Raw genomic sequence first — 18,764 nt, 5'->3', positions numbered from 1 at the left:
ATTAAATCTTTAGGTTGACCAACCTGGAGATATGGACGCTCACTTAGTGAGTTGACCACTGCGGAGTGGTAGTTCAGTTGGTTAGAATACCGGCCTGTCACGCCGGGGGTCGCGGGTTCGAGTCCCGTCCACTCCGCCACTTATTAGAAAAGCCCTGCTAGAAATAGCAGGGCTTTTTTACATTTAAAGAAAAGTGTTTTGCCCTTCGGCCGAATGAGTTCCACAAAGGGTTTGCCAGAAGCCCACAATCCCGTCCATTCCGTTACTTATTAGAAAGCCTAGTCTGACGACTAGGCTTTCGTCGTTTCTGGGTTATGAGTTTTAACTCTTGGTTTTGATTTCCGTAAAAGGTTGTTTTGGTTAGTAATCGTTGAATCGACGATTGATTAGAAAGCTGTGTTAGCAATAGCCGGGCTTCGCGCTTATGGGCTCTAACATGACAAATTATTTTTAATCAATAAGTTAGCAGGGGTTTTCTAAGTAGCGGTGGCTTCTTAATTACTTCTGTTGAGTGATGATTAAGCCGCGCTTTAAACTTCGGAGTTTTGCTGTGTCTCAGAATTGATTTCGTCTAGAGTCTGAAACTCCGCTGCTATACATTCACTTCTTCAATCTTAAACCAATAGGTTGGTTACGGAGGTAGGCCAGATTTACGAGATCCAATACTTAGAGGTACATTACTTAAATGTAATTTTCATCTAATGATTCCAGTTGCTAAGCCCACTGTAATCTAGAGCTAATCTCTATCAAATGACAACTACTGCGAAACGTCTTTACTTTCTCTCGGTACAAATCCAACCAAGTTATCTGATCATTATTCCTTCAAAAATCTATATAAAGATTGTCAGTCAGCTCAAATGGATTCTAAACAGCTTGTTTTATAATTGGCTAAAACTACATACGGATAGCTCTAAAGTATCCCTCAGTGTTTTTTAGGAAACCTTGCGGGTGATTTCATGAGGATTTAACCTCATGACTTAAAATCAGTACTTATAAAGCATTAATAGCATTTGAAATCCAATGATCAAGATGTGTGACTTATGGATTGTTCCGAGCTAGGCAGGCCTTATTAAAAATGGACGGTGCTTCGGTCAGCAATAAGCTGGGTGTGGAGAAGGGATCTGGATGGAAGACCTTTACTACCATCTCTAGTGTTTGCTTATTGGTACTGAGGAAGTTATCCAAGGTAAACAGTAGATACAAAAAAGCCGATGCTTGGCATCGGCTTCATGATAGTTGTAACAGTTTAAGCTGGTTGAACGAGAGCGAGTGCCTTGCGAGAAACTTCGTGAGCAGCCTTCGTTAAGTTTTGCTTTTCTAGTGCATCAGATAAGTATCCGTAATCTGATACGTTTGAGCGAAGTGCTAGTGCTTTCTCGAAGTGGGTTTGTGCTTCTGACCACTTCTGTTCTCTTAGGTAGAACTGAGCCAATGCGCTGTGTGCTTCGGCATTGCCACCATCTTTACTGATGGCGCGCTCTAGCATCACAACGACTGGGTGGTGATCGGCAAGGTTAAGCTCTGGAAGCAACATGTAGAGCTCATTTGAACCACTCTTCGCAATGTTCTCTTTGATCACAGTGAAGGCTTCTGAGTCAGCTTTACGAGCGATCAGTTGCTTCACAAAGCAGGAAACAAGGTGAGAGCTTTGTTTCTGCTTTCTTGAAAGCTTGTTCCAATGGCTGATTAAACCTTCGCTACCTTGCTGCTGTGCCACATCGTGAAGCAAGCCGCATTGTGCTTTTTGTTCTAACTCAACTTGCTCATCAGCCGTAAGAAGCTTGTTTTTAGCTAGCTTAGGCGTTAACTCTAGTAATGGCTGCCAGAGTTTAAGCTGCATGTAGGTGGCTTTTAATAGGCCAAGTACAGCGGTGTTATTAGGGTATGTACCTTTTAAGGTCGAAAGTGTATCGAATGCGGCTTCGTAGTTCGACTCACTGATCTGTTGTTTTGCTTTAGTTAGCTCAACAGCCAGTAGAGAGTCGTCCTGCTGGCTAGCAAGCTCGATGTACTTATCACGCTCTTTCGTATTACCCTGTTCGTGAGCCGCTTGAGAAGCGACTAAATAACAAAGTAGAGGCATGTCGTGGTGATTCGCCCAGCGAGTTACCTTTTTCTCTGCGCCTTTCCAATCACCCTCAAGAAGCTTGATGATGCCTTCATTGGTATAACGACGCGAGCGTTTTAGTTTACGAACGCTGAACCAGTTCCAAGTTGTTGAGCTCGCGTACATAAGCTTCTTAAATAGGTACTCTAAGCCAAACAGTGCGGCCAAAAGGGCAATCACAAAGATAGCCATTGTTGTCACACTCATCTCAATCGTCTTATTGGCAATTGAGATCAGCACATAACCTTGTTGACCCGAGAACTGAGTACCGACAAACAGACCCGCACCGAGTACAAGGAAAAGAAAAATCAAACGAATCATTATTTCTCCTCCGAGGTCATTACCGTTACCTCACGGCGTAGACGTTCACGAATGACATCTGACAACTCATTTTGAGATTCAAGCTTTACAGGGTATTTCACAGAGATGCTCTGTTCACTTAACTGTTTAATTGCTTTCTCAAATTCAATCACTGAGTTGTTATCTTGGTTTAGATACGCTTTAGACCATTCGCTAGCGGTATTAAGAGCTGCGCTATAGAGTTCACCTTGTTCTTTGTAGACGGCGCGAATCGCGGTTTCTAATTTACCTTTGATGTTTTCACGCAGGTAGAAGTGCTGTTCTGGTGATAGTAGAGGGATAACTTCGCCATCACGACTGCGGAATGTGATGAAGTTTTCTGAGAAGTCTTTCATCGAAGTCATCAGGTTGTTCTGCCAATCATTAATATCTTGCGATACAGCTTTTTTCTCAACAACTGCGGCTTCAGGAAGAATCGCATTGGCAAGCGGAAGCGTATCGACTTGCTGTTGCAGACTTGTGATGCGGAGAACTAAACCGTCACGGTCGATCAGAGGAATTGTGCGAAGTTTAGTAATATCATTGGTCATTGATTGACGCAGTGACACTAAGCTAGGGTCGTTCAGTGCTGCGATACGTTGATCGGCACTTTCCATTAACTTGGTTGCGCTAACGGCATCATGCTCTAGGAACAGTTTACGTCCCGCTAGTTTCACAAGGTAATCGGCTTCGGCAAGTAACCAGTCATTCGGGCGGCGACCTTTAACGTCAGCCACTGCTAACTGTAGGCTTTGAATACTCTTCTGCTGTTGAGACTGTACGACCTGAGTTTTCTCCACCGCGTGTGACGCTTCTTGGATAGTCTCTTGCTTGATGGTTTGTAGGTCTTTATTTACTGCAGATTGGGTATTTTGAAGCTGTGCTTGAAGAGCGGCGATTTGAGCTGAATACTCAGCGCTCTTTTGCTGCATTTGAAATGCGATACCGCCACTGAAAATAATCGAAATAGCGATCGCAATAGCGCCTAGTTTGACACCGCGCTTACCTTGCTTTTCTGCTTTCTCTACTTGCTCTTTATGCTCAGTTTGAGGCTGTTCATTTTTAGCGGTCTTTGACGCAGAGGCGTCAAGCTTCTGTTCGGGCTGTTTTGTCTCTGTAGAGTCAGCTTTTTCGTTTTCAACAACTACTGGCTGAGTGTCTTGTTTCTTTTCAGGTTCAATATGCTCGTTATTTTTTTTGCTTGTCATGCTTATTTCCTGTTCTAGCTAGGGCCGGAGAGCAGCCAGTAATATTTGGTTCGTAGCACTGTGAGTATTGGTCACGTTCGAGAAGCCGAGTTGTTGTGCTCGTTCTACTATGCGCTGACTTGGGACAAATAGGTGTCTTGTTGAAAGCCAAGTCAAATACTCATCAGGGGTAATTGAGCAGAGATACTCCAATTGTTCCTGACTAGTGATGACAACTTTGGACGCTTTTTTGTTTATCCATGTTTGATAGGTATTGTGGTCGCTAATGGGAATATATTCTCTACGGTAGGTCTCACAATAAGAGACTTGTGCACCTCGGTTGAGTAGAGAATCTCTAATGAGCTCACGCCCACCATTACCACGTAGTATCAAAATGGACTTATTTTCTACGCCATTAAGTTCAGTAAGTTTAAGAAGGTGTTCACTATCACTAACTTGAGGGTAGTTTACTTTTTGTTTACAGACTTTGCTTAAAACGTGCGCAGTTTTTTGACCAACGCCAAGATAAAGCGGCGAAGTAGGCCAAATGGATGAGGTTTTCGAAAGGATGTTTTGGGCAGCGGTCACGGCGTGGTGACTGACGGCGATGATGATATCGCTGTTACTGAGCTTGGTGCTTAAATCCGCAGAGTTTGGATTATCAACGATACGAATCAGCGGATGATGGATTGCTTGAATCCCTTCATCCGCTAGTTGTTGGCAAAGCGATTGCCCCTCTGAACCGGGGCGAGTCACCAACACTGTCATGATTATTCTTGGTCAGCGTAGAGCTTGGTTAGGATTTCTCTTGCACCATCATCCAGCAATTGATTTGCTAGAGTCACGCCAAGCGCTTCTGCATCCTTACGAGAACCAGAGATCTCACCACGAACCATCTTAGAACCATCCGGTTCACCAACTAATGCACGTAGCCAGATATTGTCGCCGTCTAATAGTGAATAGCTACCGATAGGCACCTGACAACCACCTTCTAGAGTAAGGTTCATTGCTCGTTCGCAAAGCACGCGATCGGCTGTGTCTTGGTGGTTTAGTGGTTCAAGAAGTTTAATCAGACGCTCATCATCAAGACGACATTCAATGCCAACAGCACCTTGACCGACAGCCGGTAGAGACTGCTCTGGTTCGATAAAGCTACGGATACGCTCTTCAAGTTCTAGGCGCTTAAGGCCAGCTGCCGCTAGGACGATAGCATCGTATTGGCCATCATCGAGTTTACCTAGGCGAGTACCAACGTTGCCGCGTAGCTCCTTGATGATTAAGTCGGGGCGAGACTCAAGTAATTGACACTGACGACGCAGGCTGCATGTACCAACGACAGCACCTTGTGGTAGCTCATCAATATTGTTGTAAGTGTTTGATACGAATGCGTCACGTGGGTCTTCACGCTCACAAATCGTTACCAGACCTAGACCTTCAGGAAAGTCGACAGGTACATCTTTCATTGAGTGAACGGCTAGGTCAGCACGACCTTCTAGCATTGCTACTTCAAGTTCTTTAACGAACAGTCCTTTACCGCCCACTTTAGCAAGAGGAGTGTCGAGGATGATGTCACCTTTGGTCACCATAGTTACCAACTCAACCTCTAAACCAGGGTGAGCAGCTTGCAGTGCATCCCTTACAAAGTATGCCTGCCAAAGGGCAAGAGGGCTTTTTCTGGTCGCGATACGGATTGGTGCTGAATTTGTCATGGTGGTTCCGATATAGGTTCTGTAATAGCCTAATCCTACCATTATGAGGCGAGAATTCTTACTGTTTGATCATTTGATACTTTGATAGCTCAGAGATTTTCATTAGTTCACCAAAATAGTGTGATTGGTATCTCATTTGAAACATGGGCTATTATTAGAAATAGTCAATAAAGAGGACACTACGGCGCCGTGAGTTTAACTTTCTGTCATCAAGGAATTGACCAGTATGACAGGTTCCTTTGCTTTACCATTAAGGCTAAAAGTGTTAAATTGATCACGTTTTGTTGCTGCTTTCGTTCAGTAACTAAACAGAACTGCACTTAACCTCAAACCAAGGACTTACCTTGCAGGCTTACACTCAAACTTTGATTCAACGATTAGACAATCTAAATCAGCAGCGCATTGATCGTGCGTTGGCGTTGATGAATGTGCAAGGCCAGCGAGTTTTCAACCTTATTCCCGCACTGCTTCACTTTAATCACCCGATGATGCCTGGTTATTACGACCAACAAGTTCCTTTTGGAATTCGTAGCTTCACGCTTAATGAATTCCAAAAGCAATTTGTCTCTGATACCGAATTAACGCTGGGTGGTAAACTTACCGAGGCTGCTGAACCTGCCATCCTTGGCTTGTACACCATGGGCAGTACTTCTTCTATTGGTCAAAGTACTTCAAGTGATCTTGATATCTGGGTATGTGTGTCTCCAGATATGGATGGCGCATCTCGCGACAGCCTAACCAACAAATGTCTGCTGATTACCGATTGGGCTGAAACCTTAGGGGTTGAAGCTAACTTCTTCTTGATGGATGAAGAGCGTTTTCGTTCGAACCATTCAGAAGAGATGACCGGTGATAACTGTGGCTCTTCGCAGCACTTGTTATTGCTTGATGAGTTCTATCGTTCTGCGGTTCGTTTGGCTGGCCAGCGCTTGTTGTGGCAAATCATTCCTCCAGAAATGGAAGAGTGTTACGACGAGTATGTTCAAGGCTTATGTCAGGATGGCTATCTTGACTGCTCACAGTGGATCGATTTCGGTAAGCTGAATCGTATTCCCGCTGAAGAGTACTTTGGTTCTAACCTGTGGCAGCTCTACAAGAGTATCGACTCACCGTATAAATCGGTGTTAAAGGCGATCTTGTTAGAAGCTTATTCATGGGAATACCCAAATACTCAATTGTTGAGTATTGATACCAAGCGCCGTTTCTTTGCGGATGAACCTGATCTGTATGGTATGGATAGCTACTATCTGATGCTAGAGAAGGTGACGCGTTACCTAGAGCGTATCAATGACCACACTCGATTGGATTTGGTAAGACGTTGTTTCTACCTAAAGACTCACGAGAAGTTGTCACGCGAAGCTGGCATTGGTTCTGTTGCATGGCGTCGTGAAGCCTTAACTGAGATGACTAAGTCTTGGGATTGGGGACAGGAAATCATTGCTGAGCTCGATAACCGCCGTAACTGGAAGGTTGAACAGGTTAAAGTGGTGCACCATGCACTACTTGATGCCTTGATGCTGAGCTACCGTAACCTGATTCAATTTGCGCGTCGTAATGACATCACTTCAGCCATCAGCCCACAAGATATCAGTATCTTGGCACGTAAACTTTACGCTGCGTTTGAGGTCTTGCCTGGTAAAGTGACGCTACTGAACCCACAAATCTCTCCTGATCTGCATGAACCCGACTTGAGCTTCATCGAAGTTCGTCAGGGTCAGTCGAATAAAGCCGGTTGGTACTTGTATAAACAGCCACTGGTAGCGCATCGTATTCTTGGTCAGCCTTCTCTGGAACACCATGAGTACTTGAGTAAGTTGGTTGCTTGGTCATTCTTTAATGGCTTGATTACTGAGTCGACACGTCTGCACTCTGTGGTGCGTGATGCCCATATTGATATCGATAAGTTCTATCAAATGGTGAGTGATCTGCGTAATACCTTCTCTTTACGTAAGCGTCGCCCAAGTATGCAGGCCCTGGCTAGCCCATGTGAGATTAGCCAGTTGGCGATGTTCATCAACTTTGAAAATGACCCGACTTCTGAATTAAGTGGTCGTGCATTAAAAGTGGATCTCAAGAATGCGGATATCTTCAGCTTTGGTGAAGAAGGTAAGAGTTTAGTCGGTAGTGTTGATTTGGTTTATCGTAACTCTTGGCATGAAGTACGTACGCTGCATTTCCAAGGTGATACGGCGATGCTGGATGCGCTTAAGACGGTACTTGGCAAAATGCACCAAGATGCGTTGCCGCCAGAGTCGGTCGATGTGTTCTGTTACAGCAAAAACCTGCGCGGTGTGATGCGTAACATGGTGTATCAACTGCTTGCCGAGTGTATCGACCTAAGATTGAAACCGATTGAACCAGAGAAGCGCCGTCGCTTTAAAGCCATTCGCTTAGCGAACAAGATGTTTGGCCTGTTTTTTGAGCGCCGTGGTGTGTCGGTTCAGATGTTGGAAAACTCGGTCGACTTCTACCGTAGTATCTCAACCAACAAGCTGAAGGGGTCGCCTTTACTGATGCTCGATAAAGAGCAAGAGTATCAACTGCCAGAAGTGGTGGATGGTTTTGCGAGTGAGGGCTTAATTCAGTTCTTCTTTGAAGATACCGATAAAGGTTTCAATATTTATGTATTGGATGAGTCGAATCAGGTAGAGGTGTATCACCAGTACAGCGGCGAAAAAGATGAGATGATCGCGAGTGTGAACTCTTTCTATACGTCGGTAAAAGATGAGTCGAAGATGTCGTCTAAGTTGATTAACTTTAATTTACCTCAGTACTACCAGATTGTTCACCCTGAAGAGGGTAGCTCCTACGTTGTGCCTTACCGTAACGATGCGACGTTAGCTTCTCGGAGTTCAAAGATAGTCAACATCTAGGCTTATTAAGACTGATTGATATTAAAAAAGGAGTGATTGATTCACTCCTTTTTAGTTTTGCTTACAAATGATTAGACCCAATCGATCTCTTCACCTGCATGCTTCACGCATTCTTCTTTCACCATCTCAAACAGCTCCATGCCCGTCTTTGAACATGTCCACTTGTCGTCAACTAGCTTGAAGTGAAAGCCACCAGATTTAGACGCTAACCAGATTTCTTTCATTGGTTCTTGGCGGTTGATAATGATTTGGCTGCGGTTCTCAAACTCGAGTGTCATTACGTTACCAGTCACTTCGTAATCAATATCTGCCTCTGATTCATCGATAGCTTCTTCGATGTTTTGCATCTGTATATCGACCAGTTGATGAAATTCAGTCTCGTTCATCCTTTCTATCCTATTGCTTTTCCTGAGTGTGGTGCGATTATAGGGGGCATTGAGTTAATAATCACGATATGCAAAATGAAAAAATTAATTACCGCTCTGTTTATGGTGTCCGTTATTGGACTTTCTGGTTGTGGTCAAACGGGTCCGTTATACGATCCTGATGAAGTTCAGCAGACTGAACAATCACAATAAGTGAAGCACGCAGAAATCGTTATTTATAAGGGATAAGAACTTTGGATTACTTCAACTATCAGGAAGATGGCCAGCTTTGGGCTGAGGACGTCGCACTTTCACAATTAGCAGAGCAATATGGTACACCGCTGTATATATATTCTCGTGCAACATTAGAACGCCACTGGAATGCGTTTGATTCATCGGTTGGTGAGCATCCACACTTGGTGTGTTATGCCGTTAAAGCTAACTCAAACCTTGGCGTATTAAACACTTTGGCTCGTTTGGGTTCAGGTTTCGATATCGTTTCAGGCGGTGAGCTAGAGCGTGTGGTTGCTGCCGGTGGCGATCCAGCTAAAGTTGTATTCTCTGGTGTCGGTAAAACAGCTGCTGAAATGAAGCGTGCGCTTGAGTTGAACATTAAGTGTTTCAACGTTGAGTCTGAGCCAGAACTTGAGCGACTGAATAAAGTGGCTGGTGAGCTTGGTGTTAAAGCACCGATTTCACTGCGTATCAACCCAGATGTTGATGCCAACACTCACCCTTATATTTCTACAGGTCTGCGTGATAACAAGTTTGGTATTGCTTTCGACCGTGCTCCTGCTGTCTATGCGTTTGCACAAACACTCGATAACTTGTCTATCCATGGTATTGATTGCCACATCGGTTCTCAGTTAACGGATATCGAACCTTTCATTGATGCGACTGACCGTTTGCTTGCTCTGATCGACCAACTACGTGCTGATGGTATTAACATTAAGCACCTTGATGTTGGTGGTGGTTTGGGTGTGGTATATCGTGATGAATTACCACCACAACCTTCAGATTACGCAAAAGCACTATTGGCTCGTTTAGACAATCATTCTGATCTAGAGCTGATTTTCGAGCCTGGAAGAGCGATTGCTGCTAACGCTGGTGTACTATTAACGAAAGTTGAGTTCCTCAAGCCAACAGAGCACAAGAACTTTGCCATCATAGATGCAGCAATGAACGACCTAATGCGCCCAGCACTTTACCAAGCTTGGCAGGATATTGTTCCTGTGAGCCCGCGTCAGGGTGAAGCGGTGACTTACGATTTGGTTGGCCCAATTTGCGAGACAGGCGATTTCCTAGGTAAAGATCGTGACCTTGTTCTTGAAGAAGGTGATCTGCTAGCGGTTCGTTCTGCGGGTGCTTATGGCTTCGCGATGTCATCTAACTACAACACTCGTTCGCGTGCGGCTGAAGTGATGGTGGATGGCGATAAAACTCACTTGGTTCGTCAGCGTGAAGAGCTTACGAGTCTGTGGGAACTTGAAAACATTCTTCCGGAGTAATTTTAAGCGTTATGCACTTCCACTTTTCTAAAATGCATGGTTTGGGCAATGATTTCATGGTCGTGGACTGCATTACTCAAAATATTTTCTTTTCTCCAGATTTGATCCGTCGTTTGGCGGATCGTCACACTGGCGTGGGCTTTGATCAGCTACTTGTGGTTGAGGCTCCCTATGATCCAGAAACTGATTTCCATTATCGCATATTTAATGCGGATGGCAGTGAAGTGGAGCAGTGTGGTAATGGCGCTCGTTGTTTTGCACGATTCGTTCGCATGAAAGGCTTAACGAATAAGTACAGCATCAACGTGAGTACCAAGAAAGGTAAAATGGTTCTCAAGATTGAAGAGAATGACTTGATCACGGTGAACATGGGCATTCCTGAGTTCGAACCTGGCAAGATTCCATTTAAGGCGAAGCAGCCAGAGAAGACGTATATCCTAAGAACGGATGTACACACTTTATTCTGTGGTGCAGTAAGCATGGGTAACCCGCATGTGGTGACTGTTGTTGATGACGTCGACACGGCTGATGTGGATACCTTAGGCCCGCTTCTTGAATCACATGAACGTTTCCCTGAACGTGTTAATGCTGGCTTTATGCAAGTAGTTAACCGTGAAGAGGTTCGCTTACGTGTTTATGAACGTGGTGCTGGTGAGACTCAAGCGTGTGGCAGCGGTGCATGTGGCGCGGTTGCGGTAGGCATTACTCAAGGCTTATTGGCTGAGAATGTAAAAGTTCGTCTACCTGGCGGTGACTTACACATTAGCTGGCAAGGCCCGGGAAAACCTCTGTATATGACGGGCCCAGCGACGCATGTGTTTGATGGTCAACTTTCTTGCTAATAATGATTTATAACCAATAGATTCATAAAATATAAAGGATAGGTTTTGTCTTACGTTGAAGCCGACGCACTCACCGCAGAAGTGGTCGCGGAATATTTACGTGATAACCCAGATTTTTTCCAAGACCGAAAAGATTTGGTTGATCGCCTTGCTATCAATAACGTTGAGCAGGGCGCTGTTTCTCTGGTTGAGGTTCAGCTTAAACGCCAGCGTCATCGAATCGAAGAGCTTGAAGAAGAGATCACTGGCTTGATGTCGTTGGCGGCAAATAACGATAAAACCTTCTATGAGTTTATGGATCTGCAAGCGCAAGTGCTGAAATGCAGTGACTTCATGCAGGTGATAAAAGCCGTTGAACAAAAAGCGTTAGATCTTGGGCTTAAAGCGCATGTTCGAATTCTTTCGCAACCGGGTTTTTATCAACTTAGTGCCGAGGGTTACTCGAAGTTTTCGCTTAACCATTTTAATGGCAAAGATGCTTATCTAGGACGCCTGAGAAAAGCCGATAGACACGATTTGTTTGGTGATTATCCAGTTCCAGAGCTAGGCTCTTATGTAGTACTACCGCTTGCTAAGCAGTCTCCATTGGGCTTGCTCGCCTTTTCTAGTGAAGATGGCGGACATTTCCAACCCCATATGGATACGCTCTTTTTACGCCATTTAGCACTTGTTGTCGCTCATTTGGCGGACACCTTACCTTGGCAGATAAATAATGAGCCTAGAGCCCAAAATACCTCTTCCTAACAGCCTTCAAAAGCCACTTTCTCGCTTCTATGAGTATCTCAGAAGCGAGAAGGGACTCAGCTTACACACCCAACGTAATTACAAACAACAACTTGAAACCATGGCCGGTCATTTAGTCACGCTAGGGCTAAAGGATTGGGGTCAAGTCGATGCGGCTTGGGTAAGACAACTTGCCAGTAAAGGCATGCGTGAGGGAATGAAAGCGAGCAGCATCGCAACGCGTTTGTCTTCACTACGCAGCTTCTTTGATTTCCTTGTGTTGCGTGGCGAAATGACCGCCAATCCAGCCAAAGGTGTCTCTGCACCTCGCAAGCAACGCCCTTTGCCTAAAAACCTCGATGTCGATGAAGTCGGTCAACTGCTTGATGTTAATGAGGACGATCCATTGTCTATTCGTGACCGGGCGATGATGGAGGTGATGTATGGTGCGGGGTTACGATTGGCAGAACTGGTCGGTATCAACCTGAAAGATGTGTTGGGTCGACAAGGCGAAATTCGAGTGATTGGTAAAGGCGACAAAGAACGCAAAGCGCCTTTTTCTGGTTTAGCTAAAGAGTGGGTCGATAAATGGCTCAAAGTCCGTGGTGAGTTGGCTTCACCGGGTGAAACCGCACTGTTTGTCTCTAAGCTCGGGACTCGTATTTCTCATCGAAGCGTGCAAAAACGTATGGAAGAATGGGGCAAGAAGCAATCTGTCGCGAGCCACATCAGCCCGCATAAACTGCGTCACTCCTTTGCAACGCATGTGCTGGAATCGAGCCAAAACCTTCGTGCTGTTCAAGAATTGCTTGGCCATGAAAACATCTCGACGACCCAAGTGTATACCCACTTAGATTTCCAACACTTAGCACAAGCTTATGATCAGGCTCACCCGAGAGCGCGTAAGAAGAACAAAGACTAGATTTAAGGGTTTATTATGCGAATTTATCGAGGGTTAAAGCCCATCAAAGCCATGACCTTTGACTTGGATGACACCCTGTATGACAACTGGCCTGTGATCATGAAGGTTGAGAAGGAGATGGCACAGTGGCTTTATCAAAAGCACCCAGTGTCGGCTTCTTTATCGCTCGAAGAGTGGCAGGGCATTAAGCAGCAAGTCGCATCTGAAAACCCAGCTTTGAAACATGATGTCACCGTGTGGCGTGAAACTCAGATTAAGAGTGGTTTGCTGCAATTGGGTTATTCTCAGCAGCAAGCAGAGCAAGCGGCTCGAGAAGGCATTGAGCATGCCTTGTGGTTGCGTAATCAAGTCGATGTGCCTGACGAAACACATCGAGTGATGACTGAGCTTAGCCAACGTATTCCTCTAGTTGCAATTACTAATGGCAATGTCGACCCGCACAAAATTGGCTTAGGGCTGTATTTTCAGTTAATCCTTAAAGCCGGCCCTGATGGCAGAGCTAAACCTTACCCAGATATGTTTGAAAAAGCTCAGCAGCACCTAGATTGTAATGCTGAGAATATTCTTCATGTTGGTGATCACCTCAAAACGGATGTCTACGGAGCCAAGCAAAATGGCTTCCAAGCATGCTGGTTTAATGACACTGGTTCCAATTTATACCACTCCCCGAAGGCGAGCCTGCTTCCTGATGTTGAAATAGACCAACTTAGCGATCTTATGCGACTAATTTAATGGCTAGGTAGGCTTATTGTGTCGCATTTATGATAGTGAATTGTTACATTAGTCGCCTATAAAAGCCTGATTAGGTTAGGATAATTGGCGACTACTTTTTAGCGATTCATTTCAGTCATAGCAGTGGTTGCGGGTTGTTACTTCACTCGATTTTGAACAAGGGTTGGCATGCAAACATTTACATTTCTCGCAAATACTGAGGCGTTATTTAGAGCTCAATTTGATCAGCGAGAATGGTGTGACAGCAAACAGTACCTTATTCAAATCTTCTCAGCTCAATCTTCAGATCTGGCTCGTCAAATCGCGAGTGTTGCCCTCAATCGCTTAAACAATGCGACGCTAATCGGTCAGAGTGCTCGTCATGTTATCTGTGACAACTGTCTTGAGAGTACATGTACTTTAGTCATCATCAGTGAGTTTAACGAAACCCATCTAACCTCTGCGGTTCAGCCGTTTACTGGCAATCCAACTCAAGACAGCCAAGCGCTTGCTTCTCAGCTAGGCCTAACCAAAGACACCAAAACCGTTATCAGCCTATGTGATCAGGTAGAAGGGCGTGATTACCCTATCTATAGCGCTTTTGAGAATTTGCCTTACGCCTTGCCGATCGCTGGTGGACTGTGTCATGAGAATGAATTTGGCCGTTGGGTTATGTATAACGAGCAAACCTACCAGCACGCCTGTGTTGCGGTGGCTCTGACTAACCCAAGATTGAAGGTTTGGTCGGACGCGTACTCTGAGTGGAACCCGATTGGGATGAAGCTACGAGTCACACACGCAGTTGGAAATCGCTTATACGCGTTGAATGACAAGCCGGCTATTGAGGTATTCAAACATTACCTTGCGGATGGCAAAGACCTTCCTTTTAGTCAACTGATGAGCTTTCCGCTTTATCGAGAGCTTGGCAGAAAGAAGGGTATCTCGACGCCTCTGCGTATTAATGATGATGGCAGTATCGAGTTTGATAGCCCTTGGCATGTTGGTGAAGAGGCGCAGTTTTGTTATAACCACCCCTCTTTGACCGCTGAAAAGGTACGTCATGGTGCCGAGATGCTTGCGATGCATCAGCCTGAATCGGTGATCATCTATAACTGTGTATCTCGACTTGAGTTTATCGACAGTAAACTTGAGCTCAAGCCATTTGAAGGGATAGTGAACACGTGTGGTGCCTACTGTATGGGGGAGCTATACCGTAATGAAGACCGTCAAGAAATACTGCATCACAGCCTGACTTATATTGCTATGCGCGAGTCTGACGAGATCAAAGAGTTTCATTGTGAAGACTTTCAGTGTGGCTCAACAGTGTCGCCATTACTTAACCTGGTCAGAAATGCAGTCGCTGATCTCGACAGTATGAATACTCAGATGGAAAAGAAGCTCCATCAACAAGCGCGTCGTTTAACCGAGAGCTATCGCATTGACTCACGCACTGGCTTGCCGAATCGTATCGTATTAAAAGAACGCCTCAATACGATTCTATTTAGTGAACACTTACTCACGTTAAAGCTAACGAACTTCCATCAAGTTAATGAAAAATACGGCTACCAAGTGGGTGACCAGTTACTGCTTGATCTGTCTAATCACTTTATCGAACGATTGCAGCTTCGTGTCGTGAAAGAGCCTCGCGTGAAGGTTGAGCTGTTCAGTATTGGTGTCGGAGAGTGGGCGATTATCTTTAATGCCAGTGTTGGTAGTGCGAGAATAAAAGAAGGTTTCGTTGAGTTCGCGGATGACATCGAACACATCAACTTTGAGCCGTATGGTTTGGCTGATATTGATTACCTGTCAGTTTCTTTGTGTGGCGGTTTTGCCAGTCGTTGTGATTTCTTAACCGACAGCGGTGACGAAATCTTATTGAAAGCGATCGAAGCTCGACGTTATGGGGTTCGGAACAATACCCACATCACCAATGCCAAAGACATCCAGGTGAGCGAAGAAGACCGCAAAGAGCAACTCGGTTGGTTGAGCTGTGTAAGTCGTGCGATTTTAGATCAGAACATCATCACCTACTCACAGCCGATTGTGGAATCGGGTACGCACGAAATGATTGGCCAAGAGTGTTTGGTCAGAATCATGGAGTCGGACGGTACCATTGTACCACCAGGAAAGTTCTTACCTATCATTGCTGACACCCATCTATACACGCGTCTTAGTCGACACATGATTAAGAGTACTATCGGCTACATGGCGGATAAGCAGAGCTCATTTTCTATCAATCTATCCCCACAAGATTTGTTGAGCGACAAGACGCTTGAGGTGCTCGAGGCTGCGATCAGTGGCATGAACGATCCCACTCGACTAGGTTTAGAGGTTCTCGAGTCAGAACAGATTAAAGATTATGGCCGCATGATCGAGGTGTGTGATCACTTCCGTGCACTCGGGGCGAGAATCATTGTTGATGATTTTGGCTCTGGTTACTCCAATATCGATGAAATCATCAAGCTAGAGCCGCAGATCATTAAGCTCGACGGTAGCTTGATTCGTAATATCGATAAAGACCAAAAACAAAGAAATATCGCCTCTCAGTTGGTTCGCTTATGCCAAGTGTTCAATGCCAAAACGGTCGCTGAATTTGTCCACAACCAACAAGTTTGTGAGATAGCAGAACAAATGGGTGTCGATTATCTGCAGGGTTACTACTTCGGTGAGCCTAAGCGACTGTTTTAGCTGTTAAAGCTTCCAGTATCAGTATAACTACTGACGATAAAAGTACTGCGCCGCCATTAATGACTGCTTTTTGGCGGAATGAATGATGTCTTACTAAGGTCACATTATTCATAGCACGATCGTAAGTATTCCGTGCAAGCCTTATCTATAATAAGCACAATAACAGATCATTAACGTAACGATTAATGTGAATATGCAGTCGACTTCTCTCCTGATACAAGACATTGAGCAAACCCAACTTGAATTGGAAAAGATAGATTTTCATCAACATGAAAGCCTACTGATTCAGGTGTTTTCGTCTTTCGAGAAAGGTTCTGTTTTGGCTGCCTGCCAAGTGATTCAATCGACATTCCCCAATGCCAAACTGATTGGTTGCAGCGCTAACCATTACATTAGCCAAGGTGTCATCCTACACCAAGGTCTTTATCTGATTGTTACCCGCTTTGACACGACGTCTTACTCCTGTGGTGTTGTCGAATATAGCGAACAACCATTGTCTGATAGCCACGCTATGTGGCAACAGCTTGAGTGCAATGATAATACTCAAAGCATCATTTGTTTCGCAGACCGCTTGCAGATAAATAACCGAGATCTATTTTCAGCATTTGAGCAGTCGAGGTATTCATTACCTATCTGTGGCGGTGCATCGACCATCACAGATAATGGGCGATGGGTGATGTTAGACGGCATTTGCTATGAAAATGCCTATGTGATGCTTGCGCTGCACAGTGTTGAGCTCGCAATCACAAAGGGTTACTTCACTGAGTGGAACCCTATTGGCCGGACTTTCCGAGTAACAGGTGCTCAAGATAACCGGTTGCTGGAGTTGGATGGCATGCCTGTTCGCGAACTCTATAATCGTTACCTCGCTGATGGTCTCGAAGTGCCTTTGGAACAACTGCATAACTTTCCGTTGATGGTCGGTGAGCCGAAAGAGCAAAACATTCACTTACCGCTCAAGGTAGCGGAAAGTGGAGAGATAGAATTCAGTGGCCAGTTTCAAGTGGGCGATGAGGTCCGGTTTTGTTATGACCATCCATCACTGACCTTAGAGCAGATACGACTGGGCGTGCAACAGATCGCCTCTCATAGACCAGAACAGTTCTTTATTTACAACTGCACCTCTCGCATCGACTTTATCGATGGCAACCAAGAGGTTGAGGTTTTTCAAAAATTGGCCGACAGCTATGGCGTTTACTGCATGGGAGAACTTTATCAAGAGAATAGCCAACAGCGAATCTTGCACCATAGCCTCACTTACCTCACGCTTAGAGAGGGCGAGGGTAAGGCGGTATTGCCGTTAGAGACACAACCCGCGACTAACATATCCCCTCTGTTTTCATTGATCCGAAATGCACTGCTTGATGTCGATGACATGAACAACAGCATGGCGAGTAAGATTCAGCAGCAAGCTACTGCATTGACGGCGAGCTACCGAATTGATCACCGTACTGGCTTGCCCAATCGAAGTGTGTTGCGTGAGAAGCTGTCGAAGATGAGCAGTGACAGCCATTTGTTAGCTTTGAAGGTCACGACCTTTGGTCAGATCAATGAGAAGTACGGCTATCGAGTGGGTGACAAGCTTCTGCATGATTTGAGTGAGTACTTTCAAAAGGCGCTGTGGCAGTTCTTTGATGAGGGTTGTCAGCTTTACAGTATCGGTATTGGTGAGTGGGCGGTGGTGTTTGATAGCTGGGCGAGCCAAGAACATATTCATCAGCGATTTTCGGAATTTGCCGATCAAACCGAGCATGTAAATTTCGAGCCGACCGGTTTACCCGACATTGATTACTTGTCGGTGTCTATCTGTGCGGGTATAGCCAGCCGTCGAGATTTTCCTACTACCTCTATTGATGACTTATTGTTGAAGGCAATTGATGCGAGGCGCAGCGCAGTCAGCCAGAACAAACACTTAGTGAGCGCCAAGACGCTCATTCAATTGGAGAAGCATCGCCAAGAACAACTTGGTTGGTTGTCGTGCGTGAGTCGTGCAGTGCTCAATCAGAATATTGTGGCGTGTTCTCAGCCCATATTATCGGCACACAGTCATCAAGTAGAGAGCTACGAGTGTTTGGTTCGAATTGAAGAGGACGGTCAGTTGATTGCGCCGGGTAAGTTCTTGCCAATCATTGAAGGAACCCACCTCTACACACGCCTCAGTCGGCAGATGATAACGCGCACCTTTGATTTTATGAGTCAGCGAACCGATTCGTTCTCAATTAATTTAGCACCACAAGATTTCAGCAATGAGAAAACCATTCTTCACCTTGAGCAAGCGATCAAGAAAATCAGTCACCCACAGCGTATTGGCTTGGAGGTGCTAGAAACGGAACAAATTCAGGATTACGGTCGCTTGATCGAGGTGTGTAACCACTTCCGCGATCTTGGTGTGAATATTATTGTTGATGACTTTGGTTCGGGCTATTCGAACATTGATGAGATATTGAAGCTAGAACCACAGGTGATCAAGCTTGATGGCAGTTTGATTCGCAATATTGATAAAGATAAAAAGCAACGCAAGATCGCTCAGCAGTTAGTGAGCTTATGTCAGATTCTGAATGCTAAGACGGTGGCTGAGTTCGTTCATAATGAGCAGGTGTGTCGTATTGCCGAAGACATGGGGGTCGATTACCTGCAAGGCTATTACTTTGGTCAACCTCAGCGTTTGTTTTGATGGAGCGAGCGTTTCACGTGAAACACTGGTTGGCTCAATAACTAAAGTACGATGTAAAAAGGGTGAGCTTATGGCTCCCCCTTTTTGTTTTCAGTACCTGTCCCGTCCTGAAATGT

At 45.2% G+C, this 18,764-nt stretch carries 14 protein-coding genes and 1 tRNA gene; 10 read left to right on the top strand and 5 right to left on the bottom strand.

The window, feature by feature from the left end:
• The first annotated feature begins 62 nt into the window (after positions 1 to 62).
• A tRNA-Asp gene (locus tag BCV39_RS10665) sits at positions 63 to 139 on the top strand.
• A 1,107-nt stretch (positions 140 to 1,246) separates the two neighbouring features.
• Here the strand turns inward: BCV39_RS10665 and BCV39_RS10660 are convergent.
• The 4 genes from BCV39_RS10660 to hemC are packed head-to-tail and all read right to left on the bottom strand — an operon-like array spanning position 1,247 to position 5,342.
• Positions 1,247 to 2,428, bottom strand: a complete 1,182-nt coding sequence (locus tag BCV39_RS10660) for a heme biosynthesis HemY N-terminal domain-containing protein (RefSeq protein WP_102432581.1) — start codon at positions 2,426 to 2,428, stop codon at positions 1,247 to 1,249.
• On the bottom strand, positions 2,428 to 3,654 hold the full coding sequence (locus BCV39_RS10655; protein WP_102432582.1) for a uroporphyrinogen-III C-methyltransferase: 1,227 nt from the start codon (positions 3,652 to 3,654) through the stop codon (positions 2,428 to 2,430). Before BCV39_RS10655 ends, BCV39_RS10660 begins: the two co-directional genes overlap by 1 nt.
• An 18-nt stretch (positions 3,655 to 3,672) precedes the next feature.
• Positions 3,673 to 4,401, bottom strand: coding sequence for a uroporphyrinogen-III synthase (locus BCV39_RS10650; RefSeq protein WP_048658901.1), 729 nt, complete (start codon positions 4,399 to 4,401; stop codon positions 3,673 to 3,675).
• A gap of 2 nt (positions 4,402 to 4,403) precedes the next feature.
• Positions 4,404 to 5,342: a hydroxymethylbilane synthase gene (gene hemC / locus BCV39_RS10645; protein ID WP_048658900.1), complete on the bottom strand. Its 939-nt coding sequence runs from the start codon at positions 5,340 to 5,342 to the stop codon at positions 4,404 to 4,406.
• A 344-nt stretch (positions 5,343 to 5,686) separates the two neighbouring features.
• On the opposite strand from hemC, the gene BCV39_RS10640 reads away from it, so the two are divergent.
• Positions 5,687 to 8,215 (top strand): class I adenylate cyclase, encoded by a 2,529-nt coding sequence (locus BCV39_RS10640; RefSeq protein ID WP_048662861.1) that lies wholly within the window; start codon positions 5,687 to 5,689, stop codon positions 8,213 to 8,215.
• 71 nt (positions 8,216 to 8,286) lie between these two features.
• Here the strand turns inward: BCV39_RS10640 and cyaY are convergent, their stop codons facing one another.
• Positions 8,287 to 8,601 (bottom strand): iron donor protein CyaY, encoded by a 315-nt coding sequence (gene cyaY / locus BCV39_RS10635; protein WP_048658898.1) that lies wholly within the window; start codon positions 8,599 to 8,601, stop codon positions 8,287 to 8,289.
• On the opposite strand from cyaY, the gene BCV39_RS10630 reads away from it, so the two are divergent.
• From BCV39_RS10630 to BCV39_RS10595, 8 genes are all read left to right on the top strand, one after another.
• Complete coding sequence (locus tag BCV39_RS10630; RefSeq protein ID WP_017104751.1) at positions 8,581 to 8,793, top strand: lipoprotein; 213 nt, start codon at positions 8,581 to 8,583, stop codon at positions 8,791 to 8,793. The two genes, cyaY and BCV39_RS10630, sit on opposite strands and share 21 nt — an antisense overlap.
• Positions 8,794 to 8,834: 41 nt before the next feature.
• Complete coding sequence (gene lysA, locus BCV39_RS10625) at positions 8,835 to 10,088, top strand: diaminopimelate decarboxylase (RefSeq protein ID WP_102432583.1); 1,254 nt, start codon at positions 8,835 to 8,837, stop codon at positions 10,086 to 10,088.
• Between the two features lie 11 nt (positions 10,089 to 10,099).
• Positions 10,100 to 10,930, top strand: coding sequence for a diaminopimelate epimerase (dapF, locus tag BCV39_RS10620; RefSeq protein WP_048662862.1), 831 nt, complete (start codon positions 10,100 to 10,102; stop codon positions 10,928 to 10,930).
• Positions 10,931 to 10,975: 45 nt separating this feature from the next.
• Positions 10,976 to 11,674 (top strand): DUF484 family protein, encoded by a 699-nt coding sequence (locus BCV39_RS10615; protein ID WP_048662863.1) that lies wholly within the window; start codon positions 10,976 to 10,978, stop codon positions 11,672 to 11,674.
• Positions 11,643 to 12,575 carry a tyrosine recombinase XerC gene (gene xerC, locus BCV39_RS10610; protein ID WP_017061015.1) on the top strand — a complete coding sequence of 311 codons (933 nt, stop codon included), beginning with the start codon at positions 11,643 to 11,645 and terminating at the stop codon, positions 12,573 to 12,575. The genes BCV39_RS10615 and xerC overlap by 32 nt, the downstream gene beginning before the upstream one ends.
• Positions 12,576 to 12,590: 15 nt before the next feature.
• Positions 12,591 to 13,307, top strand: a complete 717-nt coding sequence (yigB, locus tag BCV39_RS10605; RefSeq protein ID WP_102432584.1) for a 5-amino-6-(5-phospho-D-ribitylamino)uracil phosphatase YigB — start codon at positions 12,591 to 12,593, stop codon at positions 13,305 to 13,307.
• 168 nt (positions 13,308 to 13,475) lie between these two features.
• Positions 13,476 to 15,974, top strand: a complete 2,499-nt coding sequence (locus BCV39_RS10600; RefSeq protein ID WP_102432585.1) for an EAL domain-containing protein — start codon at positions 13,476 to 13,478, stop codon at positions 15,972 to 15,974.
• Positions 15,975 to 16,167: 193 nt separating this feature from the next.
• The gene (locus BCV39_RS10595) at positions 16,168 to 18,648 is read left to right on the top strand and encodes an EAL domain-containing protein (RefSeq protein WP_102432586.1); all 2,481 of its coding nucleotides are present in this window, start codon (positions 16,168 to 16,170) and stop codon (positions 18,646 to 18,648) included.
• The last annotated feature ends 116 nt before the right edge of the window (positions 18,649 to 18,764 follow it).

This window comes from Vibrio sp. 10N.286.55.E10 (assembly GCF_002872555.1).
Taxonomy (GTDB): domain Bacteria; phylum Pseudomonadota; class Gammaproteobacteria; order Enterobacterales; family Vibrionaceae; genus Vibrio; species Vibrio crassostreae.
The sequence above is the reverse complement of the archived record's forward strand: the minus strand, read 5'-3'. Positions and strand labels throughout refer to the sequence as shown.